Source organism: Pantoea sp. F_5 (assembly GCF_008631595.1).
Taxonomy (GTDB): Bacteria; Pseudomonadota; Gammaproteobacteria; order Enterobacterales; family Enterobacteriaceae; genus Pantoea; species Pantoea gossypiicola.
Genome location: NZ_VWUO01000007.1, coordinates 123,623 through 146,837, shown reverse-complemented (window position 1 = coordinate 146,837; position 23,215 = coordinate 123,623). Strand labels below are relative to the sequence as shown.

Genomic DNA, 23,215 nt, shown 5'->3' with positions numbered 1-23,215 from the left:
TCTGTGCGCTGCGCTGTTTCAGGCCATCTGAAATTTTGATCAGATAGCCTGAAAGGTTAACAGCTGCCGAAAGAAATCAGGGCTGCCAGGCTTTTGCCCACAGGCGCAGGGTCTCACCGGTCAGCATCCAGTTACGTCGAATCTCAGCCTGCAATTCCATCCCCATTTTTGCGCTGGCATCCGGGTCAGCCAGATGCATCCGGATAGCCTCGCGCCAGTCAATGAAACGGTTATTAACACGGGTAACCGGCAGATTATCGTCCCGATAACAGGCAACGTTACTGCAAATAACGGGCACCCCGCAGGCACCGTACTCCAGTAACCTCAGGTTACTTTTACAGGCGTTAAAGATATTGTCTTCAACCGGTGCCAGCGCCAGATCGAGATTGAGCGACGCGAGCGCTGCAGGATAAAGTGTGAGATCAACGCCATTGTGTATTTCATGCACGTAGGGACGGAGTTTATCCGGACACATACCCATAAAGATCCATTCAACGTCTTTCGAAAATTCCCGGACAATGTCGAAAATCATTTCAAGATCGCCCCGATGGCTGACACCGCCGGCCCAGCCCACACGGGGTTTCTTACCCTGCTGACGCAGTGAACGAAGGCTGCCCCAGGCCTCTGAAGGAAGGCGATTTTTCATCACAACGATGTCCGGGTGCATATCACGCATCGCGTCGGCCAGTGGTGCGGTAGAGACCACAAAGCGGTCAAAAAAGCTCAGGCTTTTACGTATTAATTTTGTCGTCTCCTGCTTATAAGCGTGACGGCCATGATGTTTCATGGGCAGATTAATGATGTAATCGTCCAGTTCAAACACCTTAAATACGTTGTGAAGTTTACTGACTCGCTCCATCCAGTTATGAAATGCTGGTGCATACCGGCGCTGGATAATCAGACTATCGGGGCTGAACTGCCCCATTTCACTCAAAGTCAGCAGTGTCATACCGCTTTTCCCCTGAGCAACGCCTTCCGCTATCATCGCCTCAAGCGGTTGAGTGATACGGTAATGTCCGCAACCGTAAATATCGGCATTATGCGCAAGGAAGGTGGGCAGATTTTCTGCTCTGACCGGCAGCCAGTTAACATCGTCATTTCGTAATTCGAAGTGACGACTTCGCATTGAAAGGTTTGGGTTATACGCAGGGTCACTGGCCACAACCGGCATCCATTCAGCATAAATTTTGTCTTCTTCCAGCTGTTTTAATTTACTGGACGCCTGCACGCTTTCATCCGGGAACGGGCTGGTGCGTGCTGCGGGACGATGCAGACGGGCATAAGGTGTCCAGACCGTCAGATAGCCCTGCTCCCGTGCCTTCAGGCACAGATCAACGTCAGCATATAAGCGCTTATCCTGATCAAATCCTCCCAGCTCGTCGAATACCGATTTGCGCATCAGCATCAGATCACCCGAAACGGCACTGTAGTTCTGATCGACATTCATGCGTCCCAGATAGTTGGCGTCTTTGTCGTCATTCCCTCTGAAGACTTCACCCACTGCACCGTTTACCCCCAGGACGTAACCTGCATGCCTGATCTTATTGTCAGATGAGAGATGCTTTCCACCCACAGCAAAGACTTCGGGTCGTAGTCCATGATTCAGGAGATTATCGAGCCATTCACCGTCCGTGACCGCCATTTCACAATGCATGAACAGCAGATAGTCTCCTGTGGCCTGTTCAGCGGCGAGATTAGCCATCGCACTGTGGCTGAATGCGCCGTTAAAGCTTGCCGTTTTTATGCGGACAGGATCAACTTTTGCAATATCTGACAACCATTTATCCCGCTCAGTCGTACCCTGGTTATCAGAGATGATGATCATCTCGTAGTGGTGCCAGGTGGTTTTTTCCAGCACGGTCGTGACGCAACTAATCAGCGAAGCGAGATCCCAGTTAGCCAGAATGATGATTGAGACAACCGGCTTATCGGGATGGTTGTATCGTAAACGGTAATTGAAGAATTTATCTAATGCCGCTCGTCCATCGGGGTAGCCGCGATTATGCAAATGCCGCTCAATGATCGCCACATCTTCAAGGATATCTCTGCTTTTCAGATGACCTGTTAACAACGGCTCAGCGAGGTGACCGATACCCTCAAACCCCTGAGATTCAATCAGCTTAACAATGAGATCAAACTCTGCTGAAGCGGGATAATCGGCATCCAGTCCTTCCGCCGCTAACAGCAGCTCTCGCCGGAATAACCAGTGTTGCGCCATCGTTTTGGGCGAACTGAGCAGTAAGTCAAGATTAAAATCGGGCCTGAAAGCGGCACCAAGTGGTGCATTATCGATATAAAAAAATTCATCCGCATAGAGTGCTAAATAATGGTTTTGAACGAGGAGCATTTTGCTCAATGCGATCATACCGGATGCGTGCAGAATCGTGGTCGCCTCAAGAAACATGACCCAATGGTCTTCACGTTCATGGATGATTTGATTGATGACACTGATTCGGCTCTGCTCTGTTGCGGCATAGCATTCAGCGTCCGTGTCAGGCGTTACGTCGATGGCAACGATAACCGGTTCAAACCGGATGCCCACTGTCGCTGTCTGGCCGATCGATTTTAAAAGTGTATCCAGACCGGTGACGGTCTCTTCTGTAACCGTAATCACGACCAGCACGCTGACGGGATGCGTGTGCGTCGCGGCAAGATCCACCAACATATTATGCTGCAATGGATTCAGGGTGCGTGAAGCTCTCCACGTCGCAAGCGTGTCTAAGGTAAAGTTCTTCTGCTGCTCTTCAGAAAGATTTTTGAGGCCAAACAGATCAGGTCGATCCGTGGAAGCAACGCGCGTGAGATGTGGCTCATGGTCGACATCATTAAACCAGCTTTCGTTACGGATCTTTTCATATAACGCCTCTCGCCCGTCTCTGAAAATATCGTTACTTTCACGCTGATGAGGCTGAAATTCCACATCTGAAGCACGAATGCTACACAACGGCGTAGCAAACCAGAGAAGGTGGCTGTGCCTTAATAAATGGTGAAAAATAACCAGTGCCGGAACCGCCTGCAATGCCGGATCGCCGGAGGTGAGCAGTGAATGATCGATAAGGCTGCTGGTGAGATCTTCGCGGTAAAACAGGGCGGCGGTCATTTCTCCCGGCAGACTGTACGCTTTCAGTGTCTGATTACGCAGCAAATCCTGGCCGTTGATAATGCTGTTTTCACTGTACAAAGCCGATGTTGAGATAAGCTCGGGCAGCACTTCACCCTGTGGACCTACCCGTTCCCGAGGGGAGGCAGCCACACGGCACGCAGGCTGTGCCATCAGGCCTGAGACTAGTGTGGAGACGCAGGCAGGTTTCAGGAGATCGGCATCTGACAGGAATTTAATATATTTTCCGCGCGCTGCGCTGACGGCAGCCTGATAAACCGGTGTCCCATCATCTATTTTTAAATAGCGAAGAAGATGGCCGTATCGGACAAGATAACCCTGTAGCTTCTTATGAATAAAAGGCGCGTCACTGTAATCAGCCACAATGATTTCAGTATGCGGGTAATCCTGGCTGAGCACACTGTCGAGTGCGTTTGTAAACCAGGCTGAAGCGCCTGAGGTAATGATGATGCTGACAAGATCATGTTGATGCATTTTACTCTCTCTCACTGATTCCTCTGAGTCATGACCGACTGAGAGCAGCGCACATTTTGCTTTAGCATAATCTTTGTGCCTGGGTTCAATCGGAGAAGTAAAACAGCAAAGAGGGCCTAATCTGCCAGAACAACAACGCAGGACTATTCTTCAGCCATAAAAAAACCCCGCCGAGGCGGGGTTTTTGCGTGGATTCTGAGGGAATCGATTAGCCCTGCAGCAGAGACAGAACCTGCTGTGGAACCTGGTTAGCTTTCGCCAGCACGGAGTTACCAGCCTGCTGTACGATCTGCGCTTTAGACATGTTTGAAACTTCAGTTGCGTAGTCAGCATCCTGGATACGAGACTGTGCAGCTGACAGGTTGGTCGTGGTGTTGCTCAGGTTAGTCACGGCTGAGTTCAGACGGTTCTGAATCGCACCCAGTGAAGAACGGAACTTATCCACGCTTGCAATCGCTTCATCCAGTTTAGCCAGTGGGCTTGATGATGCGCCAGTGGTCAGGCTTGACAGGCTCATGTTAGAGGTGTCCAGCTTGAACGCTGCGGTGCCTGCAGTCGTTGCAGTATCGGCTGACTGTGGGTCAACTGCGACGAAGAAGGACTGAGACGCGCCGCTGGCGATATCAAAGCCATTTGCTTTCAGGTTGTTGGTTTCAGCAGCGCTTGCTGATGCAACAGTGACTTTAGCAAACATTTTGCCGTTGTCATCTTTGTACACAGTACCGGTGTCAACAGTCACACCTGAAGTTGCCACACCCAGACGGGTAGACAGGGCATCAGCAGTTGATTCAGCAACAGTTGCGCCAGTTACGTTGGTAGTAGAACCGTAAGCAGCTTTAAATTCTGTTGCGCCAGCTGCAGTTGGGGTACCCGCAGGACCGTTCACGTTGAAGCTATCCAGACCCAGGGTCTTGGAGTCGATTTTTTTCAGGTCGATAGTGATGGTTTCGCCATCGTTAGCGCCAACCTGGATGTTCATTTTGCCGTCTTTAGCCAGCACGTTCACGCCGTTGAACTGAGTCTGACCCGATACGCGGTCAATCTCGTCCAGACGTGATTTGATTTCGTCCTGGATTGAAGATTTGTCAGAATCTGAGTTAGTACCGCTTGAAGCCTGTACAGTCAGCTCACGGATACGCTGTAAGTTGTTGTTGATTTCTGACAGCGCGCCTTCAGTAGTCTGCGCAGCAGAGATACCGTCGTTAGCGTTACGAGCAGCCTGAGTCAGGCCCTTGATGTTAGAGGTGAAACGGTTGGCAATCGCCTGACCAGCAGCGTCATCTTTCGCGCTGTTGATACGTAAACCAGAAGACAGACGCTCCATTGAAGTAGACAGAGCTGACTGGTTCTTGTTGATGTTGTTCTGAGTGATCAGCGAGAGGCTGTTGGTATTAATGACTTGGGCCATGATAAATTTTCCTGTTAATCAAGTCTTTCGGTTAAGGTGTGGGCTTCAACCCGCCGGCTTCAGCGCCGTCAAAGTTGTTATCGTCTGCCGTTTAACAACCTTTAGAATTTTTTTAGTACCAGGCGAATTTTTCTGCTTCAGCCTGTCACGTTTTAAGTTATCGCCACCCTGCCGAACTTCTTTAGACCTGATTCATTAATTTTCTAGTCACTGAATTACCCTTCTCTATAGGGCTTATTTACCTCATTACCCTAAGGCAAATAACGTTAAACTTTCCTTATTCAAGGCCGATAACCCAGGTATCAATTTCCCTGTCGACCTTATAAAGGAATTAACATGGCTAGTATAAGTAACCTGGGTGTAGGTTCCGGCCTGCCCCTCAGTACCATGCTTGACAGTCTGACCACCGCTGAAAAAGCTGCACTCACACCGATTTCAAAACAACAGTCAGCTTATACGGCCAAGCTCAGTGCCTATGCCACCCTGAAAAGTTCACTGACGACGTTTCAGACCGCCAACACCAAGCTGAACAGTGCCGACCTGTTCACCGCCACCACCGCGACCAGTAGCTCTTCGGCGTTCAGTGCCACTACTTCGGGCAGCAGCACCGTCGCCGGTAAATATGCGATTAACGTCACGCAGCTGGCACAGGCGCAGGTTCTGACCTCAGCAGTGCAGAGCAGTAGCACTACCGCACTGGGTGACAGTTCAGTGGCCAGCCGTAGCATCGCGATTACCTTAAAAGATGGTACCAGCAAAAGCGTGACGCTCTCGGCCGATCAGACCTCGCTGACCGGTATGCGTGACGCTATTAATGGCGCGAATGCGGGTATCACCGCCAGTATCATTAAGGTGTCAGACGGCAGTTTCCGTCTTTCCATGAGCGCCAATAAAACCGGCAGTGACAATGCGGTGGCAACGATTGCCGTTACCGGCGACGACACGCTGCAGGGAATCGTAGGCTTTGACGCATCCGCCAGCAGCAATGTAATGACCCAGAGCGTCGCGGCGCAGAATGCCAAACTTACTGTGAACAACGTTGCGATTGAGAACAGCAGCAACCAGATTAGTGATGCACTGGAAGGGATAACCTTAAATCTGACCGCGCAGACGGTTGGTGATCAAACTCTGACGATCACCAAAGATACGTCGAAAGCCTCCAGTGCTATCAGCGCCTGGGTGGATGCCTACAATACGTTGCTGGATCAGTTCAATACGCTGACCAAATATACCAAAGTCGACACTAACAGTGACGAACAGGACTCCAGTAATGGTGCCCTGCTGGGTGACAGCACGTTACGCACCATTGAGACTCAGCTGAAAAGCATGCTCACCAACGCGCAAAGCTCATCTTCTTATAAATCACTGGGTCAGATTGGTGTGACCACCGATCCTACTACCGGTTCATTAAAACTGGATTCGACCAAGCTGAGCGCCGCCCTGGATAAAGATGCTGCGGGCGTGAAAGAGATGATCGTGGGTGACGGTAAAACAGGCATTACCGCGAAAATCGACAGCAAACTGACTGACTGGCTTGCAACTAAAGGGATTGTTCAGGCGGCTACTGATGGTGTCAGCAAAACGCTGAATAACTTAACCACCCTCTACAACACCACCAGCGATCGCATTGATGCGGATATCGCACGCTACAAAACACAGTTTACCCAGCTGGATCTGGCCATCAGTAAACTTAACTCAACCAGTACATATCTGACGCAGCAGTTTGATACGTCAAGTTCTTCTGACAAATCATAGGAGTGACCATGTACACCGCTACAGGCACCAAAGCCTATGCAAAAATTGGCGTAGAAAGCGCCGTGATGAGCGCCAGCCAGCAACAGCTGGTCGTGATGCTGTTCGACGGCGCACTAAGCGCGATAATCCGCGCCCGTCTGTTTATGCAGGATGGCAATATTGAAGGCAAAGGCAGTTCCATTTCCAAAGCCATCAATATTATCGAAGCGGGCCTGAAAGAGGGTCTGGCTGAAAACCGGGGTGATGAGCTGGCAGACAATCTGCTGGATCTTTACAACTATATGACGCGTCGCCTGTTGCAGGCCAACCTGCACAATGATGTTGCAGCGGTTGAAGAGGTCGAAGGCCTGCTGCGCAACATCGCGGACGCGTGGAAAGAAGTGGTTCAACCTAACCTGATTCAGGACGCCGTTTAATGACTACTGCACCGCATCTGATTACCGTTTACCAACAGTTACTCGATCTCAGCCAGGGAATGCTGCGTCATGCCGCACAGGGCGAATGGGATGAATTGATCAGCCGGGAGATGGAGTATGTCAATGCGGTGCAGAACTTAGCCCAGTCGACAGAGGCGGTATCGCCTTCATCCCAGACGCAGGAGCAGTTACGTCCGGTGCTGCGCCGTATCCTCGATAACGAAAGCGAAGTGAAACGCCTGCTGCAGGCGCGGATGGATGAGCTGGCCTCGCTGGTCGGTCAGAACAGCCGTCAGAAATCGGTGATGTCCGCCTATGCCAGCCAGGGCGGCATTGTGATGGTGCCGCGCGAAACCCTCTCCTGACCCCTGCTCTGCTACGCCGCCAGATTTATTTTTCTGCGCGGCGTCTCTTTTCTGCCGCTTACTCCATACTTGATTTTCATCATCCCCTGGAGTGTGGTATATGCAAAACCCAACGTTATTACAGTTTTTCCATTGGTATTACCCGGATGGCAGCAGACTGTGGCCCGAAGTCGCCGATCGCGCGGCCTGGCTCAGCGAAGTTGGTATCACTATGGCATGGCTGCCACCCTGCTACAAAGGGGGTTCGGGCGGCTATTCAGTGGGTTACGACAGCTACGATCTGTTCGACCTGGGGGAATTTGATCAGAAAGGGGGCGTTGCCACCAAATATGGCGACAAAACGCAGTTACTGGCTGCCATGGAAGCCCTGCGCAGCCACAACGTTGGGGTGCTGCTGGATGTGGTGCTGAACCACAAAATGGGCGCGGACGAGAAAGAGGCGATCAGCGTCAATCGCGTCAATCCGGACAACCGCGATGAAATTTATGACGAGGTCGTCGAATGTGAAGCCTGGACGAAATTCACCTTTCCGGCACGCGCCGGTGAGTATTCGAAATTTGTCTGGGACCACAAATGCTTTAGCGGCGTAGACCACATCGAAAACCCGGACGAAAACGGCGTATTCAAAATCATCAACGACTACACCGCCGAAGGCTGGAACGATCAGGTTGATAACGAGCTGGGCAACTTCGACTATCTGATGGGTGCCAACATCGATTTTCGCAACAATGCGGTCAGGGAAGAGCTGAAATACTGGGCGCGCTGGGTGATGGAACAGGTGCCCTGCACCGGCTTCCGTCTGGATGCGGTAAAACATATCCCGGCCTGGTTCTATAAAGAGTGGATCGATCATATTCAGGAAGTCGCTGAAGAGCCGATGTTTATCGTCGCGGAATACTGGTCGTTTGAAACCGAGAAACTGCAGGAGTATGTGCATCAGGTGGAAGGCAAAACCATGCTGTTTGATGCGCCACTGCATATGAACTTCCATCAAGCCTCAACCGCAGGCAGCGCCTACGACATGAGCCAGATTTTCGCTAACTCGCTGGTGGTGGCGGATCCGTGGCATGCCGTAACGATCGTGGCTAACCATGACACCCAGCCGCTGCAGTCGCTGGAAGCGCCGGTTGAAGCCTGGTTCAAACCGCTGGCCTATGCGCTGATCCTGCTGCGTGAGCAGGGCGTACCGACCATTTTCTATCCTGACCTGTTCGGGGCGACGTATGAAGATGAGGGCGGCGACGGCGAGGCGCACAAAATCGAGATGCCGGTCATTCCTGAACTCGAAGGATTAATCCGGGCGCGTCAGCAGTATGGCTGGGGCGTGCAGACCGACTATTTTGATCATCCCAACTGCGTGGCGTTCAGCCGAAGCGGCACCGAAACGCAACCTGGCTGTGTGGTGATCATGTCGAACGGCGATGCGGGCGAGAAAAGTGTGCCGATGGGCGAAGGCTTTGCCGGTAAGGTCTGGCGCGATCATCTGGGCAACCGTGAAGAGACCATTACCGCCGACGAGCACGGCACAGCCGTCTTTGTCTGTAACGGTGGCAGCGTCAGCGTCTGGGTTGTAGCAGAATAAGTGACTGAGTAAACGTAAAACCGCCCCGGCAGACGCGTGCGTGCGCTACCGGGGCGTTTTTTATGGGCTGCGGTTACGACTGCGCGTTATGGTCAGTAATAGGCGTGCGCAATAGCTGCGGTTCAATGTTCTGAATGACAGCAGCTTTCGGCTGTTTTGCCACTTCTTCCAGTGCCTGCTGACACTCTGTTGTCGGCCGCGCCACCTTGCGCAGAGTCAGCCCGTCATAGTTAAGTTCGCTGTTATCAACGACCAGCGGCATCACCCGAATCTTGCGCGTGACGTTGACATAGTCACCGTTCAGACGGGTGAGTTTGCCCGGCTTCGCAATCACACGCATCCACTGACGGCAATCCAGCGTGCTGCCATCCGCATTGATAATCAGACTGGCTATTGCCTGTCCGCTGATCAGACTGCTCTGTGGTCCAACGGTTTGCCAGTTCCCCTGCAGATCAGCGGGTGCCGGCGTCTGTACCGCATTTTCATAATCGTTGATTTGCGCACAGCCACTCAGTGCCAGCGCGGCAATCAGCATCCACTTTTTCATGTTTAATCCCTAAGATCGCGTCAATGGCGGCTACGTTATAATTTTTCTACCGCGTAGCGCAAGGTATCTGGCTGTTCAGACACCCGCGAGCGACTGTTTACAGCAGAATTTACCCTTGAGCCAGGAGACCGGTCAGCTTTTTGATCGGCAACTGGCAGTCTGAATGGGCTCTGGCACGCCTGACAAGCGGAAGACAACCCGATACACTGACGCGCTGCATCAGCCTTTCAGGAATATAAATATGAAAACGCCAGAAGCCTATTATGCTCAGGCACGTGAAATGTTTTTTACCGCGCATCCCGACTTTCAGTCTGCACTGGATGAGTTAACGGAGAGCGATGCTCGTGCCGCTAATCTGTCACTGCGACAGCTGCGTGAATGGCACGCCGAACGCATCTATGCAGCCTTTTTACGGCAGAAGAATCTGGATGGGATGATTTTTTCTATTCAGCTCGCTGAGCCGGATAAAGCGGTAGCGGCTGAGGCTATCGAGACCTATCTCAAATCTCATGCTGAGTCTCTGGGGATGAGCTGGGAAGAGTTTTGCATCAAAAACGAGCTGTAATGTTCAATCCACTGAAGAGGTATAAGTTACACCTCTCAGCCTGTCGTGCAGCATCGGATAAAGCAGTAAAGCAAAAACGCGAGACCTTCGCGTCATGCCGCAGGTCATGATTGCCCTTGTGGGCAAAGCAACTGCACTGCCTCCGGAGAGATTGCCGGGCTTCCCTCTCTGGAGGCATATTGATAAATGGCCCTACTCCCGCTCTTCCGTGGCTTTGCCTTTCACTTCTACATAGCTTGCAACCGCCAGCAGACGATTGATGTGTGTCAGGAGCAGATCAACATCCGACTGCAGAAACTCAGTCGACGATTGCGAAGCGGTAATGATGGCATCCTGCACCGTTTCTGTAATAGTCAGCGAGTTGTCCTGTTTCGCCTGCACCAGCAGCGCTGCAACCAGCAGGGATTGCGCTTCAAGCTGCGCCGTCAGCTCTTTTGCGTCGACGTCCATCTTTGCCAGCTTCAGCAGAATATCAATTACCAGTTGTCGCATCGCGGACCTCCTGAAAAGTAAGCCGACATTATGTCGTGATGCGTGCGCATTTTGCTAGCCGAAGATTGAGGTCTGGGCGAGATAAAAATTTACGCGAAATCAGGCGTACTGCCTTGCTACTGTTTTTATTTACAGTATTATATATCAGCGATTTTGCCCTGAATGGATTGCCATCATGTTTGTTGAGTTGATTTATGACAAGCGCAACGTTGCCGGTTTACCGGGTGCTCGCGAGATGATTCGTGAGGAGCTGGAAAAGCGGGTGCATCGGGTGTTTCCTGACATCGAAGTTAAGGTTAAGCCGATGGAACGTAACGCGATTGATACTGATTTGAGTAAGAACGATAAGGCGACAGTTGCGCGTATTGTTGAAGAGATGTTCGACGAAGCGGAAATGTGGCTGGTAGCCGACTAATCCATTAGCGGCCACCGTATCAGTCAGCGGGAGATGAATCAGCTCTCCTGCTCACTGTGATTAATTTCAATCTCGATGTCCTGAATAGCGGCATCCAGATCTTCCAGCAGTTTACCCTGCTTATTCAGCAACCCATCGATACGATCGGCGTTTGTCTTATCTTTATATTCACCGGCATCAAACGCTAACCAATGGCTGGAAAGGGTTTCGGTGTTGGTCTGCGCGTAGTGGCGCATCTCCTTCAGCTGCGAAGTCACATCGCGCAGATAGTCGTTTTTGGTTTTGGTTTCTGTTGAATCGCTCATGCTAAATTTCCTTCTGGTCAATTATCAAAAGTGATTAGGCTTAGCGGTTCATCAACCGGCCAATCAGCGGACGTCAGTTCAGATACAAAATGTCGTCCGGAGATTTAAAACTAGTCGATGATAGCGAAGCCGCACTAAGAATAATCGGAAGTTACGGTTTCTCCGTGGGTTTCGCGGATGGCACCTCCTTCTCAATCACGACTTCTTTTACTTTTGTGATCGTTTTGTCAGCGATGCGATCCGGTATCACATCAAGCTTATGCTGTAACGCTGACACCTGACTGGTCAGCAAATCCACACGGTCATCACGCCGCGCTGCAATGATCCGATAATCTGCCCGGATCTCCTCAACCCGCTTATTTGCCGTGTTACTGACGTAAAGAAAAATAATTGTCATCAGAATGCAAATCATCGAACAGCTCAGCAGAATGCAGCCGAGAATAACTTTGCGCCGGTATGACATAGGTGCCTTAAGGCTGTTAATCGTTGCCATCGCTGCGATCCTCCAGAGTTGAGATCAGCCGATCAATTTCATTACGAAATTTATCGTTCTGACCGGTTTCGGTCATTGCCAGTAAAATGCCTACGGCATTTTTGATTAACCGCAGATCTGTTTCGAGTGTCGCGATACGTCGCAGATTTCTGTCGTGACGTTCACGTAACTCATCGTTCTCCTCCCGTATTATCAGGTTGCTCTCTTTCAACAACTCCACCTGCTCTTTGTAGCTGGTAATAATTTCGCCGCCGGCTCGATTACTGGTTACGATTGACGCAATACCCGCCAATAACGGTTTCCAGAACAGTGCTGCAGCCCCCCCACCCAGAACTAACGCACCCATACTGGTAATCAGACTACTTTCCATGCCACACCCCTTTTTCCGGTAAGGTCTCTGGAACACACCGCGTGCAGAACAACCACGACCTCCACCCTGAATTTAAGATTGCTTAAATACCAGAGTTAAGTATACTTAAGCCACTCTCAACCAAAAAGTCAAGCTAATGAAAAACGAAACGCTGGGTGACCGCATCCGACTCCGACGTAAATCACTGCAATTAACGCAGAAGCAATTGGCGCAACAGGTAAAAGTCTCTCATGTAGCGATTTCGCAATGGGAAAAAGAGGAGACGCTGCCGCGCGGTGAGAACCTGCTGCGGCTTGCCGAAGCGCTGGGCTGCGCGCCGTCTTATCTGATAGATGGGGATGGTCCTGTTTTCAGCGAAATTAGCTGGGCTGGCCTGCATCAGGTCCCGCTTCTGGCACAACGCGATCTGGCGCAATGGCTGAGTGACACCCGCTCTGTCCGCTATGAGAAACTGATGCACAACGACATGGCGCTGTCGCAACAGAGTTTTGCCTTCCGGGTGGAAGAACAGGCCATGTCACCCGCCATTCTGCGGGAGGATGTGGTGATTATCGATCCCTGTCTGGCACCTCAGCCTGGTGACTGCGTGCTGGCAATGCAGCAACAGAATGCCCTGCTGCGCACCTGGCGTCAGCGCGGCAGTGAAAATGGTGTTGCGCAGTTTGAACTGGCACCGGTCAATATCAACTTCCCCGAGCTGCATTCAGGCCGCGACAGCCTGAAGCTGATAGGAACACTGGTAGAATTGCGCCGCTTTCGGCAGCCATAAAAAAACCCGCCGGGTGCGGGTTAACGTTTCAGCGGAAAACAGTAGCCAGAGTCATAGCCCTGCAACTACAGGGCGTCGACCAGTTGATCCACTACTACCTTGCCCTGCAGGTCGGTCTGCATAATGCGATAGTTGACTGGCCATGAGCGGCGGGTGCTGAATTTATCGAACAGGGTCACGCCACCTTTTTTGACACCCTGACGGCTGACAATAATCCATTCCGTCACCTCTTCCTGACCACGATTTCTCAGGCTCAGTGTGCGCTGTTCAATTAGCTGGTCTTCCGCTTCAATCTTTAAATAGTCTCGTAACATAATGTCTATCTCCTGGTAACGCAGATCACTATATGCTTTTTATTAATCTCTTCAATCGAATTTATTAATCGATGTTTATCGTCGGGAATGTGACCTGCCGCAGGTGATATGACAGGTTTGTCCATTTCTGCATCAGGCCTTTACCGTTAGCATGGTTGTGCTGCACACACCCGAACATCGAAAAATGACGTGTTCAGTATGAGAGAAACTCCGATTAGCCCGCCTCTGGCGGGCTTTTTTTGCTCTCCTGATCCCGATGTAAATGCGGGATGTCAGGGCTGGTCTAGACTTAAGGCACTGGAAAAAAAGGAGTGAGTTATGTTTAAACACAATACGAATGAAGAACGTAAGAAAGAAGGTGATGTCAGCAAAAGCCTGCCTGAAGCTGCGCCAAACGCGGGCAATGCCTATGAAGAAGATGATCATCCTGCCACTGACGCGCCGAAAGATCATGGCGAAGTACCGCGCAAAAATGATGACAGCCAGGATGATAAGAAAGATCCCTACAAAGCAAGTTGATGTGCATAAGGCGCGCCCGGCGGGCGCGCCCGTTATCGTTGCTTAAGAATGCTTTCGGCAATGGGGACGCCAGGCCTTAAGGGCAAAAAATTTTCTGCGTAATCGTGTTTCTCACCGTTTCGCCACCTTCCTGCTTATGTGCGGCAACTTCTCCTGACAGACTGCTCATTAAACCCTGAAGGTTCATTCTGGAGCAGCGCTTTACGAATTTTTCGTACATTACCCATAAATTGATCCTTCCATCCGCCCTCCGTTAACTCAAAGTGAGGCGGATAAGTATTGTGTTCATGAATTGGTGACGCTGAGTGTTGTACCATCTGCTCTGACTGACTTAATCACAGGTCCATGACCATGCCTTAAAGGCGCAGATTAGCCGGATAAATAATGAGAGTGGATGCCATGAATAGATTAATCATCGCTCTGAGCGTAAGCCTGCTGAGCGGATGCGTGGATATGGGTCGGGTTGGATTGCACCCGGAAACGAAGACCGCCTGGTTCGACGGTCATCCTTATCAGGTTGAGTCCTGCCTTATCGAAATGGCGCAGAATCAGCGGGCTTACCTGGAGCAGGATGATCCTCTGCCAGATGGCACGAAGCGATATAACCTCGAAAAGGATAATGAAACCGTAGCCTGGGTTGAAATTGCAAAGTTCAGCCATCATCAGACCAGCGCGACATTTTACTACGATCCTAAAGCGCCGGATATCAACGCACTGGTTTCAGCGATGATTACAGCGTGCAAAACATTGCGTTAGCGGCATCGCCGGGCTGGTCGCAGATCCGGCTATTTAACGGATTCGCAATCATAGAGTCCCCGTATGCGGATCTGACTCTGACTGGTGCGGACGATTTGCGCCCTTAACATTCCTTTGCCCTCTGGATTCGTCAGCTCCATGTCTATCATCCCCGGTGCTTTGCTGTTTTTAACCAGCAACTTTATCGTGGCGTTGTCGTAATCACCCTTCTCTTTTGAAAACGTGACTTTCTGCGTTTTTGCGCGTTCTCCGTTGACTGAGAACCAGCCACTCTTATCGGCTCTAAGGTAGAACGGCCCGCACTGTGTGGCGGCAAAAGCTGGGGCTGACAGGCTGATTAATGATGTTATCAGAATAATTATTTTTAGCATGAAGGTGTCGTCCTGCTGATAAATGGTGTCGTACAGAATCGTATCCGCTGAATATATTCTACTCACTCGAGGCTCAGGATGCATTGCAGTATAGCTAATGATGGCTCCAGCATTGCCTACTCAGTGTCAGGGATATGAATCTTACAGCACGCTGGAATCAGTAAGTTCTGACCGGATTTTCGGGATTGTGCAAACAGACATTAACGCCATGCTGACGGCTAATCGATTACATATGACATCACACTCTCGCATCCGTTTTACCGTTGAGCGTGCCAGACTCTGCTAACATGTCCCCGATCTTTCTGTCCGCTCTTTTAGGCTGCGGGTTAACGAGATAATGATCTCACTGTAGGCATCCATTAAGCTTTATCCGGCATGGATGTGCATTAGCTCGGGCCGGCTTTTTGCTCACCAGGAATGTTGAACACAACAAAAATGAAGATTTTTATGCCTGCTCTTCTGACTTAGTATAAGATGCAACTGAGCTGACAACCTGCTCTGGAGATGAATAACATCCTGAATTTTATGATTAAATCACTTTAGTAGTGATATTTGCCAACATACATAATTCAGGGACGGCACATGAACGTCATTGCTAACATGTCTCAGGGATTACACCACAGGCAATGAATGGCGAGAAAAGAATGATAGTCATTCAGCCTGCATATCCACTGGTAAGTCGCTCATACAGAAAATCGTCTAACGATAAAAGAAGGTTAGTGAAATGAGATGTTTAGTTACGTATCCACAGCCCGTTATCTGTCATATGTGTTAAATGCCCGAGCATACCATTCATCCTGATATTCGCTTTTACGCTACATTGATTTAGCATTATGGAGGTTCCTATTAAAACTTTAAGCCATTCGAAAGTAGCCATGATTACTTTCGTAATCTCATTCCTGATATTTTTTGCCAGATTTCCCCAGCCTGTTATCACCCCCACGATATATGCTGAGGACGGAGTCTGGATTGGCTCTGCATTGTCAAATGGATGGCTATACACTTTCCTTCATGCCCGTCCTGACTACTTTGTTTTCTTCAATATATTTTTTCTGTTTTCATCTGCACTCCTTAGTAAGGTGTTTAGCGGCAGCGTACTCATGCTTCTGCCTCTTTGTATTGCGCTTATTTCTTATGCTTTTTATGCTCTGACTTCAGTCATCATATATTTTACTGTTCGCCGCTACGCCAATAATATGATGGCAGTGCTTGCTTTCATGATGTCTGTATTGGTACCGCTTGGCGTCTCGCAGGCAGAATCCATTGGAACGTTAGTTCAGATTGGCTTCTATATGCCCGTTTTGTCGATATGCGCCCATCTTTATCGTGACAGCTCATCATGCAAAAAACGCAGGGCCGTCTGTGACATTCTTATCTTCCTGATGGCGGCTACGAACCCGGTAAATTTTGCCGTTACAGGCTCATATCTCTTCATTAAGTTTTTCTGCACAGAAGATAAAAAGAAGTTACTCATCGGATTTGCCCCCCTGCTAGTTGCAATGTTGGTTCTTTTTATCGTTATTGTTCCCAGAATGAATGGAAGCGGGGGTATTTTAGGGGCATTTAATAGCAGCAATCTTATTGAGATGTTAACTGCCAGGTCGATACTTTTTCCTTTTGTCTTTAGTTTCTATGATAAATTAGGCAATGCATCTGCAATTATACTGACGCTTGGTTATTTTCTCCTGATTCTTGTCGCTTATATCAAAGCTGAACCACAGGTACGCATTTCAATATTGCTGCTCTTTTTCATGTTGATCATCTATGATGCCGCTACGGCAGCAGGCAGATCTGGTATTACGGGCCTGCTCAACGGTTACAACTCGACATATCCCGATCGCTATTTTATGGGAATAAACATCATCTCATCCGTGCTAATTGCAGTTTGCCTGGGCCAGTTTAAAAAAAGACGGTTCAGATATGTTGTCGTTTTATTATTAATCATCGTTTACGCTTGTGGACTAAAAAACACGTTTGAAAGCTCACAGGATAAGCGTCGTATACCGCTGGACTATATTTATACCAATGCCTTATGCAGTGCCAGCGATGAAGGGACAGGCTTTAGTCGGATAAAAATATTGCCTTCTGCAGACTGGTATATAAGGTTGCCCTCAGGGTATGTCCAAAGCATTGGATGCGTAAAATAACAGAAAGCCCCTTACGGGGCTTTTTTCCATCGGTATGATATAACTCAATAATGAGAAATGACTCATAGCGGACACTGAAGTAACCTTCCCACTCTCGCACTCTGAGTGACGTGTTTCCAGGCGGCAATCAGCATGAACTGGATCATGGTTGTTGAGTGTGCCGTCATTGTTAAAAAGGAGAGATGGATTATGAAGAAGGTTGGGTCAACGGCGATAAAGAAGTGATGAAGAATATCCGCAACATCTCAAGCGGCGAGCTCACTCCAGGTTCGCTTTTTTTATTGGTATCGTGCTGCTCTGAATTCGCGACAGGAAGGCTATAGGGAAGTGGATTGATAACCCGCCAGCGACGGTTGCCAAAAATAAATTTACTTAAACTAGCGCCATTTCAACAACTGAATCATTCGGGCAGATATGGACCGGCGCACTGAGGCGTGCAGGCCTCCGTCACCGGAAAGCCTATCAGTCGCGTCATACGTTCGCATGCTGGGCTCTGTCAGCAGGCGCAAACCCGAACTACGTTGCATCGCAAATGGGTCACTCCGATGCGCAGATGGTGTACCGGGTTTATGGCGCCTGGATGTCAGAGAACAATACCGACCAGCTATCACTCATCAACACGAAAATGAGCGATCTTGTGCTACATACGTGCTTCACCAAAGTGGCAGTATGATAAACTTCAGCATCTTCAGACAGTTACCCGCCTAAACCTGCATATTCATAATTTCACTATAAGCCGACACCAGCTTGTTCCTGACCTGAATCCCCATCTGCATAGAGATGGATGATTTCTGCAGATCGACCATCACATCATTCAGCGCGATGCCGGGTTTCCCCATTTCAAAATCCTGCGCCTGGGTGCGGGCGGTGGTCTGCGTCTCGCTGATCTTATCCAGCGCCGCTTTCATGGTCGCGCCGAAATCGATCTGATTAGTGGCTTCACTGCTGCGGTTACTGGCCTGCAGTGAGGTCGCCTGAAGCTGCTGCAGTACGCCGTCAATTGCCTGAATAGACATGAACGATACCTTATTAAAGAGGATGACATTTTTGATGTGAGGAAAAGTTAGCACGTTGTCAATGAGACAAAGCCGCTAAATGACAGCAAAAAACCTACCTTATCCAGCCATCGAATTTTGCTTATCACCTAATAATGCCTGGCATTGAAGTGGAAATTTTATCTACGCAGGTCAGGGAGTCTGTTTTGCCATCTCAACTTACCCGGTCAATTACGTCAGGCAGGAATCGGTCATGAATGCGAGCACAGCCGCCACAACAGAACAAGAAAAGAAAGGCTTCGGTGACCTGCTCGCTCGCCTGCGCGCAAATCCGCGTATTCCTTTAATCGTCGCGGCGGCTGCCGTGGTGGCGATCGTGATCGCGATGGTGCTGTGGGCAAAGCAGCCCAGCTATAGCGTCCTTTATAACAACCTCACTGATGAAGATGGCGGCGCCATCGTCACCCAGCTGACGCAGATGAACATCCCCTACCGCTTCGCCGAAAATGGCGGCGCACTGATGGTGCCGGAAGCGAATGTGCATGAGCTGCGTCTGCGTCTGGCTCAGCAGGGTCTGCCAAAAGGCGGCTCGGTGGGCTTTGAACTGCTGGATAAAGAGAAGTTCGGTATCAGCCAGTTCAGCGAGCAGGTTAACTACCAGCGCGCGCTGGAAGGCGAACTGGCCCGCACCATTGAATCACTGGGTCCGGTCAAAAGCGCCCGCGTTCATCTGGCGATGCCAAAACCCACCTTATTTGTACGTGAGCAGAAAGCACCATCCGCCTCTGTCACCTTAACTCTGCAGCCTGGCCGTGCGCTGGATGAAGGCCAGATTCAGGCCATCGCCCACATGGTTTCAAGCAGCGTCGCCGGTTTACCGCCGGGCAATGTCACCGTGGTCGATCAGACTGGTCGCCTGCTGACCCGTTCTGATAACGCCGGTCGCGATCTGAACGACGCGCAGCTGAAGTACTCGTCTGAAGTGGAAGCGCGCTACCAGCAACGTATCGAAGCGATCCTGAATCCGATTCTTGGTCAGGGCAATGTGCATGCGCAGGTAACCGCGCAGATTAACTTCGACACCAGTGAGCAGACCGACGAGAAATATCAGCCTAACGCCAACCCGTCTAACACGGCGATCCGTTCGCGTCAGACCAGCACCAGCGACCAGTCGGGCAGCCCTTATCCGGGTGGCGTGCCAGGCGCGCTCTCTAACCAGCCTGCGCCAGCCAATACCGCGCCGGTCACGACGCCAAACAATAATGCGGCCAATGGTCAGAATGCCAATGGACAGAATGCTAACGGACAGAATAACGCCGGTCAGACCACCAGCACTGCCACAGCCAGCGCGACGCCGACCAACTCACGTCGTGATGACACGGTGAACTACGAGCTGGACCGTACCATTCGTCATACCAAACTCAACGTCGGCGACGTACAGCGTCTGTCGGTGGCAGTCGTGGTTAACTTCCGTGCAGATGACAAAGGCAAAGCCGTTGCGCTGAACGAACAGCAACTTAAGCAGATTGAAGACCTGACCCGCGAAGCGATGGGCTACTCCCAGACGCGTGGCGATAGCGTCAACGTCGTGAACTCGCAGTTCAACACCACTGAAGCAGTGACCGCCGATCTGCCCTTCTGGCAACAGCAGTCCTTCTTTGATCAGCTGATGAACGCCGGTAAGTGGCTGTTGATTGCCCTGGTAGCCTTTATCCTCTACCGCAAACTGGTTCGTCCGCACCTGGTTCGTAAGCAGGCCGCAGAGAAAGCCGCTGCAGAAGCCATTGCCGCTCGTGCCGCTGAACAGCCAGAAGAAGAAGCCTTTAGTGTGCAGCTCAGCAAAGACGAGCTGGAGCAGGAACGTAAGTCTAACAACCGCATGAGCGCAGAAGTGATGAGTCAACGCATCCGCGACATGTCAGAAAACGATCCGCGCGTTGTTGCGCTGGTGATTCGCGAATGGATGAGTAAAGAGCTATGAGTCTGACCGGAACCGAAAAAAGCGCCATCCTGATGATGACCATCGGCGAAGAGCGCGCTGCGGAAGTTTTCAAACATCTGAACCAGCGCGAAGTACAGCACCTGAGCGCGGCGATGGCCAACATGCGTCAGGTGTCACACAAGCAGCTGACTGAAATATTGCGTGAGTTTGAAACCGATGCTGAGCAGTTTGCTGCATTGAGCCTGAACTCCAACGAATACCTGCGTTCGGTGCTGACCCGGGCGCTCGGCGAAGAGCGCGCCTCCAGCCTGCTGGAAGACATTCTCGAAACGCGCGAAACCACCAGCGGGATGGAAACGCTCAACTTTATGGAGCCGCAGGCTGCCGCCGACCTTATCCGCGACGAGCATCCACAGATCATCGCCACCATCCTGGTCCACCTCAAGCGTGGTCAGGCCGCCGATATTGTGGCGCTGTTCGACGAACGTCTGCGTCACGATGTGATGCTGCGTATCGCCACCTTCGGTGGTGTGCAGCCAGCTGCGCTGGCCGAACTGACCGAAGTGCTGAATGGCCTGCTGGATGGCACCAACCTCAAGCGCGCGAAGATGGGCGGCGTGAGAACCGCAGCCGAGATCATCAACCTGATGAAAACGCAGCAGGAAGAGGCCGTTATCGAAGCGGTACGCGACTTCGATGGCGAACTGGCGCAGAAAATTATCGACGAGATGTTCCTGTTCGAAAACCTGGTGGAAGTGGACGACCGCAGCATCCAGCGTCTGTTGCAGGAAGTGGAGTCCGAACAGTTGCTGGTTGCACTGAAAGGTGCCGAACAGCCACTGCGCGAGAAGTTCCTCAAAAACATGTCATCCCGAGCGGCCGATATCCTGCGCGACGATCTGGCCAACCGGGGTCCGGTGCGTATGTCCGCAGTAGAGAACGAACAGAAAGCGATCCTGCTGGTGGTCCGTCGCCTGGCCGAATCGGGCGAGATGGTGATTGGTGGTGGCGAGGAAACTTATGTCTGATGCATTTTCTGCCCGTCCCTGGCAGCTGTGGCAGCCCACTGATTTAGGCCGTTTTGATGAGCCTGAACCGGAGCTGCAGCCAGAAATTTACGAAGCTGAAGAGGGCGTGGATGAGCAGCAACAGCAGCTCGAACGTCTGCAGCAGCAGATGCGCAAAGAGGCGCAGGGTCAGGGTTACAACGAAGGCTATCAGCAGGGTATGACCGAAGGCCAGAAAGCGGGCTACGACGCCGGTTTTCAGCAGGGGCTGGCGGATGCCCGGCAGCAGCAGGCACCGCTTCAGGCGCGGATGCAGCAGCTCGTAACGGAGTTCCAGAACACGCTGGAGTCACTGGATAGCGTAATTGCTGCCCGTCTGATGCAGCTGGCGCTGGAAGCGGCTCGCTCGGTTATTGGTCAGGCCACTACGGTGGATGGTACCGCCCTGCTCCGCCAGATTCAGGGTCTGCTGCAGCAGGAACCGATGTTCAGCGGCAAACCGCAGCTGCGTGTTCACCCGGACGACTTACAGCGTATTGAGCAGACTTTAGGTCCGACGCTGGATCTGCACGGCTGGCGGCTGATCGCAGACAGCACCCTGCACCCTGGCGGCTGCAAACTCAGCGCTGAAGATGGCGATCTGGATGCCAGCGTCGCAACGCGCTGGCAGGAACTCTGCCGCCTTGCCGCGCCGGGAGAAATCTGATGACCACCCGTCTGAATCGCTGGCTGGGCTCGCTCGACGTCTTTGAAAAACGCATCAACCAGGTGCAGGCGGTGCGCCGTTATGGCCGCCTGACCCGCGCGACCGGTCTGGTGCTGGAAGCGACGGGTTTACAGCTGCCGCTGGGTGCGACCTGCATCATCGAACGCAACGATGGCAAAACCATCAGCGAAATCGAAAGCGAAGTGGTGGGATTCAACGGTCAGAAATTGCTGATGATGCCACTGGAAGAAGTCGACGGCATTTTACCGGGTGCGCGGGTCTATGCGCGCCAGAATGGTGACAACCCGCAGGCGGGCAAACAGCTGATGCTGGGACCGGAACTGCTGGGCCGCGTGCTCGACGGTAGCGGCCGACCGCTGGACGGTCTGCCGTCACCGGATACTGGCTATCGCGCACCGCTGATCACCCCGCCGTTTAACCCGCTGCAGCGTACGCCGATTACCGATGTGCTGGATACCGGCGTGCGGGCCATTAATGCCCTGCTGACGGTGGGTCGCGGGCAGCGTATGGGTCTGTTTGCCGGTTCAGGCGTGGGGAAAAGCGTGCTGCTCGGGATGATGGCGCGCTACACCAAAGCGGACGTTATCGTGGTCGGTCTGATTGGCGAACGTGGCCGCGAAGTGAAAGATTTTATTGAGAACATTCTGGGTGCTGAAGGCCGAGCCCGTTCGGTGGTAATAGCTGCCCCGGCAGATGTTTCGCCGCTGCTGCGTATGCAGGGTGCCGCTTACGCCACCCGTATCGCTGAAGATTTTCGCGATCGCGGCAAGCATGTGCTGCTGATTATGGACTCCCTGACCCGCTACGCCATGGCGCAGCGTGAGATCGCCCTGGCGATTGGTGAGCCACCGGCAACCAAAGGCTACCCGCCTTCCGTGTTCGCCAAACTGCCTGCGCTGGTTGAGCGTGCCGGTAACGGCATCGACGGCGGCGGTTCGATCACCGCCTTCTATACCGTCCTGACCGAAGGCGACGATCAGCAGGATCCGATCGCAGACTCCGCGCGCGCCATCCTCGATGGCCACATCGTGCTGTCGCGCCGGCTCGGGGAAGCGGGTCACTATCCGGCTATTGATATCGAAGCTTCGATCAGCCGTGCGATGACCTCGCTGATCGATGAGAACCACTATGCGCAGGTGCGCCAGTTTAAGCAGTTGCTCTCCAGCTTCCAGCGTAACCGCGATCTGGTCAGCGTCGGTGCCTACGCCGCCGGAAGCGATCCGATGCTCGATAAAGCCATCAGGCTCTATCCGCAGATGGAAGCCTTCCTGCAACAGGGCATCTTTGAGCGCAGCGATTATGACGACGCCAGCCTGCATCTGCATGCGCTGTTCGGCTCGTCACAGTGATTAACGCGAGG

Annotated in this window: 25 protein-coding genes and 1 pseudogene; 16 read left to right on the top strand and 10 right to left on the bottom strand. The window is 51.7% G+C overall.

Features of this window, described 5'->3' with window-relative positions; all coding sequences use genetic code 11:
- Positions 1-76: 76 nt before the first annotated feature.
- Both F3I44_RS11440 and F3I44_RS11435 read right to left on the bottom strand, forming a co-directional pair.
- Complete coding sequence (locus tag F3I44_RS11440; protein ID WP_150014884.1) at positions 77-3,595, bottom strand: glycosyltransferase; 3,519 nt, start codon at positions 3,593-3,595, stop codon at positions 77-79.
- Positions 3,596-3,803: 208 nt separating this feature from the next.
- A complete protein-coding gene (locus F3I44_RS11435; RefSeq protein ID WP_150014882.1) occupies positions 3,804-5,003 on the bottom strand; it encodes a FliC/FljB family flagellin in 1,200 nt (399 codons plus the stop codon).
- 336 nt (positions 5,004-5,339) lie between these two features.
- Here F3I44_RS11435 and fliD point away from each other — a divergent pair, with 336 nt between their 5' ends.
- From fliD to amyA, 4 genes are all read left to right on the top strand, one after another.
- A complete protein-coding gene (gene fliD / locus F3I44_RS11430) occupies positions 5,340-6,758 on the top strand; it encodes a flagellar filament capping protein FliD (protein ID WP_150014880.1) in 1,419 nt (472 codons plus the stop codon).
- A gap of 8 nt (positions 6,759-6,766) precedes the next feature.
- Positions 6,767-7,174, top strand: coding sequence for a flagellar export chaperone FliS (gene fliS, locus F3I44_RS11425; RefSeq protein ID WP_150019421.1), 408 nt, complete (start codon positions 6,767-6,769; stop codon positions 7,172-7,174).
- Positions 7,174-7,539, top strand: a complete 366-nt coding sequence (gene fliT / locus F3I44_RS11420) for a flagella biosynthesis regulatory protein FliT (protein WP_150014878.1) — start codon at positions 7,174-7,176, stop codon at positions 7,537-7,539. Before fliS ends, fliT begins: the two co-directional genes overlap by 1 nt.
- A gap of 100 nt (positions 7,540-7,639) precedes the next feature.
- Positions 7,640-9,121, top strand: coding sequence for an alpha-amylase (amyA, locus tag F3I44_RS11415; RefSeq protein ID WP_150014876.1), 1,482 nt, complete (start codon positions 7,640-7,642; stop codon positions 9,119-9,121).
- Between the two features lie 73 nt (positions 9,122-9,194).
- On the opposite strand, the gene yedD is transcribed toward amyA, so the two are convergent.
- Positions 9,195-9,668 carry a lipoprotein YedD gene (gene yedD / locus F3I44_RS11410; RefSeq protein WP_150014874.1) on the bottom strand — a complete coding sequence of 158 codons (474 nt, stop codon included), beginning with the start codon at positions 9,666-9,668 and terminating at the stop codon, positions 9,195-9,197.
- A gap of 241 nt (positions 9,669-9,909) precedes the next feature.
- Here yedD and F3I44_RS11405 point away from each other — a divergent pair, with 241 nt between their 5' ends.
- The gene (locus F3I44_RS11405) at positions 9,910-10,233 is read left to right on the top strand and encodes a DUF6388 family protein (RefSeq protein ID WP_008926858.1); all 324 of its coding nucleotides are present in this window, start codon (positions 9,910-9,912) and stop codon (positions 10,231-10,233) included.
- 192 nt (positions 10,234-10,425) lie between these two features.
- On the opposite strand, the gene iraP is transcribed toward F3I44_RS11405, so the two are convergent.
- On the bottom strand, positions 10,426-10,725 hold the full coding sequence (gene iraP, locus F3I44_RS11400) for an anti-adapter protein IraP (RefSeq protein ID WP_013358264.1): 300 nt from the start codon (positions 10,723-10,725) through the stop codon (positions 10,426-10,428).
- Between the two features lie 175 nt (positions 10,726-10,900).
- Here iraP and F3I44_RS11395 point away from each other — a divergent pair, with 175 nt between their 5' ends.
- Complete coding sequence (locus F3I44_RS11395; protein ID WP_003854508.1) at positions 10,901-11,140, top strand: DinI-like family protein; 240 nt, start codon at positions 10,901-10,903, stop codon at positions 11,138-11,140.
- A gap of 38 nt (positions 11,141-11,178) precedes the next feature.
- Here F3I44_RS11395 and F3I44_RS11390 read toward each other — a convergent pair whose 3' ends face one another.
- From F3I44_RS11390 to F3I44_RS11380, 3 genes are all read right to left on the bottom strand, one after another.
- On the bottom strand, positions 11,179-11,445 hold the full coding sequence (locus F3I44_RS11390) for a hypothetical protein (RefSeq protein ID WP_150014872.1): 267 nt from the start codon (positions 11,443-11,445) through the stop codon (positions 11,179-11,181).
- A gap of 151 nt (positions 11,446-11,596) precedes the next feature.
- On the bottom strand, positions 11,597-11,938 hold the full coding sequence (locus F3I44_RS11385) for a hypothetical protein (protein ID WP_150014870.1): 342 nt from the start codon (positions 11,936-11,938) through the stop codon (positions 11,597-11,599).
- A complete protein-coding gene (locus F3I44_RS11380) occupies positions 11,925-12,308 on the bottom strand; it encodes a hypothetical protein (RefSeq protein WP_150014868.1) in 384 nt (127 codons plus the stop codon). The genes F3I44_RS11385 and F3I44_RS11380 overlap by 14 nt, the downstream gene beginning before the upstream one ends.
- Positions 12,309-12,444: 136 nt before the next feature.
- Between F3I44_RS11380 and F3I44_RS11375 the strand changes: the two genes are divergently transcribed.
- Positions 12,445-13,077 carry a helix-turn-helix domain-containing protein gene (locus tag F3I44_RS11375; protein WP_150014866.1) on the top strand — a complete coding sequence of 211 codons (633 nt, stop codon included), beginning with the start codon at positions 12,445-12,447 and terminating at the stop codon, positions 13,075-13,077.
- Between the two features lie 65 nt (positions 13,078-13,142).
- On the opposite strand, the gene F3I44_RS11370 is transcribed toward F3I44_RS11375, so the two are convergent.
- Positions 13,143-13,391 (bottom strand): hypothetical protein, encoded by a 249-nt coding sequence (locus F3I44_RS11370; RefSeq protein ID WP_150014864.1) that lies wholly within the window; start codon positions 13,389-13,391, stop codon positions 13,143-13,145.
- 318 nt (positions 13,392-13,709) lie between these two features.
- On the opposite strand from F3I44_RS11370, the gene F3I44_RS11365 reads away from it, so the two are divergent.
- Together F3I44_RS11365 and F3I44_RS11360 are read left to right on the top strand one after the other, a co-directional pair.
- Complete coding sequence (locus F3I44_RS11365) at positions 13,710-13,910, top strand: hypothetical protein (RefSeq protein WP_010247636.1); 201 nt, start codon at positions 13,710-13,712, stop codon at positions 13,908-13,910.
- Positions 13,911-14,309: 399 nt separating this feature from the next.
- Entirely contained in the window at positions 14,310-14,666 is a 357-nt protein-coding gene (locus F3I44_RS11360) for a hypothetical protein (protein WP_150014862.1), read from the top strand.
- Between the two features lie 29 nt (positions 14,667-14,695).
- Here F3I44_RS11360 and F3I44_RS11355 read toward each other — a convergent pair whose 3' ends face one another.
- Entirely contained in the window at positions 14,696-15,103 is a 408-nt protein-coding gene (locus F3I44_RS11355) for a hypothetical protein (RefSeq protein WP_223811668.1), read from the bottom strand.
- Between the two features lie 767 nt (positions 15,104-15,870).
- Here F3I44_RS11355 and F3I44_RS11350 point away from each other — a divergent pair.
- The 3 genes and pseudogenes from F3I44_RS11350 to F3I44_RS11345 all read left to right on the top strand — a co-directional run.
- Positions 15,871-17,184: a hypothetical protein gene (locus F3I44_RS11350; protein WP_150014860.1), complete on the top strand. Its 1,314-nt coding sequence runs from the start codon at positions 15,871-15,873 to the stop codon at positions 17,182-17,184.
- Between the two features lie 182 nt (positions 17,185-17,366).
- On the top strand, positions 17,367-17,507 hold the full coding sequence (locus F3I44_RS23725; RefSeq protein ID WP_156085418.1) for a hypothetical protein: 141 nt from the start codon (positions 17,367-17,369) through the stop codon (positions 17,505-17,507).
- A 74-nt stretch (positions 17,508-17,581) separates the two neighbouring features.
- Positions 17,582-17,857: pseudogene (locus tag F3I44_RS11345) on the top strand (tyrosine-type recombinase/integrase); the annotation flags it as partial.
- A 31-nt stretch (positions 17,858-17,888) separates the two neighbouring features.
- On the opposite strand, the gene fliE reads toward F3I44_RS11345, so the two are convergent.
- A complete protein-coding gene (gene fliE, locus F3I44_RS11340; protein ID WP_013358280.1) occupies positions 17,889-18,200 on the bottom strand; it encodes a flagellar hook-basal body complex protein FliE in 312 nt (103 codons plus the stop codon).
- Positions 18,201-18,432: 232 nt separating this feature from the next.
- On the opposite strand from fliE, the gene fliF reads away from it, so the two are divergent.
- Genes fliF through fliI form a run of 4 tightly spaced genes read left to right on the top strand, consistent with a single transcriptional unit; the run spans position 18,433 to position 23,204 of the window.
- Positions 18,433-20,160: a flagellar basal-body MS-ring/collar protein FliF gene (gene fliF / locus F3I44_RS11335; protein ID WP_150014858.1), complete on the top strand. Its 1,728-nt coding sequence runs from the start codon at positions 18,433-18,435 to the stop codon at positions 20,158-20,160.
- Entirely contained in the window at positions 20,157-21,149 is a 993-nt protein-coding gene (gene fliG, locus F3I44_RS11330) for a flagellar motor switch protein FliG (RefSeq protein WP_150014856.1), read from the top strand. The genes fliF and fliG overlap by 4 nt, the downstream gene beginning before the upstream one ends.
- Entirely contained in the window at positions 21,142-21,834 is a 693-nt protein-coding gene (gene fliH / locus F3I44_RS11325; RefSeq protein ID WP_150014854.1) for a flagellar assembly protein FliH, read from the top strand. The genes fliG and fliH overlap by 8 nt, the downstream gene beginning before the upstream one ends.
- Positions 21,834-23,204, top strand: coding sequence for a flagellar protein export ATPase FliI (gene fliI, locus F3I44_RS11320; protein WP_150014852.1), 1,371 nt, complete (start codon positions 21,834-21,836; stop codon positions 23,202-23,204). The genes fliH and fliI overlap by 1 nt, the downstream gene beginning before the upstream one ends.
- Positions 23,205-23,215 lie beyond the last annotated feature (11 nt).

Coding starts and splice junctions, on each gene's coding strand:
- F3I44_RS11440 (WP_150014884.1), bottom strand. CDS start 3,595: ATGCATCAACATGATCTTGTCAGCATCATCATTACCTCAGGCGCTTCA.
- F3I44_RS11435 (WP_150014882.1), bottom strand. CDS start 5,003: ATGGCCCAAGTCATTAATACCAACAGCCTCTCGCTGATCACTCAGAAC.
- fliD (WP_150014880.1), top strand. CDS start 5,340: ATGGCTAGTATAAGTAACCTGGGTGTAGGTTCCGGCCTGCCCCTCAGT.
- fliS (WP_150019421.1), top strand. CDS start 6,767: ATGTACACCGCTACAGGCACCAAAGCCTATGCAAAAATTGGCGTAGAA.
- fliT (WP_150014878.1), top strand. CDS start 7,174: ATGACTACTGCACCGCATCTGATTACCGTTTACCAACAGTTACTCGAT.
- amyA (WP_150014876.1), top strand. CDS start 7,640: ATGCAAAACCCAACGTTATTACAGTTTTTCCATTGGTATTACCCGGAT.
- yedD (WP_150014874.1), bottom strand. CDS start 9,668: ATGAAAAAGTGGATGCTGATTGCCGCGCTGGCACTGAGTGGCTGTGCG.
- F3I44_RS11405 (WP_008926858.1), top strand. CDS start 9,910: ATGAAAACGCCAGAAGCCTATTATGCTCAGGCACGTGAAATGTTTTTT.
- iraP (WP_013358264.1), bottom strand. CDS start 10,725: ATGCGACAACTGGTAATTGATATTCTGCTGAAGCTGGCAAAGATGGAC.
- F3I44_RS11395 (WP_003854508.1), top strand. CDS start 10,901: ATGTTTGTTGAGTTGATTTATGACAAGCGCAACGTTGCCGGTTTACCG.
- F3I44_RS11390 (WP_150014872.1), bottom strand. CDS start 11,445: ATGAGCGATTCAACAGAAACCAAAACCAAAAACGACTATCTGCGCGAT.
- F3I44_RS11385 (WP_150014870.1), bottom strand. CDS start 11,938: ATGGCAACGATTAACAGCCTTAAGGCACCTATGTCATACCGGCGCAAA.
- F3I44_RS11380 (WP_150014868.1), bottom strand. CDS start 12,308: ATGGAAAGTAGTCTGATTACCAGTATGGGTGCGTTAGTTCTGGGTGGG.
- F3I44_RS11375 (WP_150014866.1), top strand. CDS start 12,445: ATGAAAAACGAAACGCTGGGTGACCGCATCCGACTCCGACGTAAATCA.
- F3I44_RS11370 (WP_150014864.1), bottom strand. CDS start 13,391: ATGTTACGAGACTATTTAAAGATTGAAGCGGAAGACCAGCTAATTGAA.
- F3I44_RS11365 (WP_010247636.1), top strand. CDS start 13,710: ATGTTTAAACACAATACGAATGAAGAACGTAAGAAAGAAGGTGATGTC.
- F3I44_RS11360 (WP_150014862.1), top strand. CDS start 14,310: ATGAATAGATTAATCATCGCTCTGAGCGTAAGCCTGCTGAGCGGATGC.
- F3I44_RS11350 (WP_150014860.1), top strand. CDS start 15,871: ATGGAGGTTCCTATTAAAACTTTAAGCCATTCGAAAGTAGCCATGATT.
- F3I44_RS23725 (WP_156085418.1), top strand. CDS start 17,367: ATGGATTATGAAGAAGGTTGGGTCAACGGCGATAAAGAAGTGATGAAG.
- fliE (WP_013358280.1), bottom strand. CDS start 18,200: ATGTCTATTCAGGCAATTGACGGCGTACTGCAGCAGCTTCAGGCGACC.
- fliF (WP_150014858.1), top strand. CDS start 18,433: ATGAATGCGAGCACAGCCGCCACAACAGAACAAGAAAAGAAAGGCTTC.
- fliG (WP_150014856.1), top strand. CDS start 20,157: ATGAGTCTGACCGGAACCGAAAAAAGCGCCATCCTGATGATGACCATC.
- fliH (WP_150014854.1), top strand. CDS start 21,142: ATGTCTGATGCATTTTCTGCCCGTCCCTGGCAGCTGTGGCAGCCCACT.
- fliI (WP_150014852.1), top strand. CDS start 21,834: ATGACCACCCGTCTGAATCGCTGGCTGGGCTCGCTCGACGTCTTTGAA.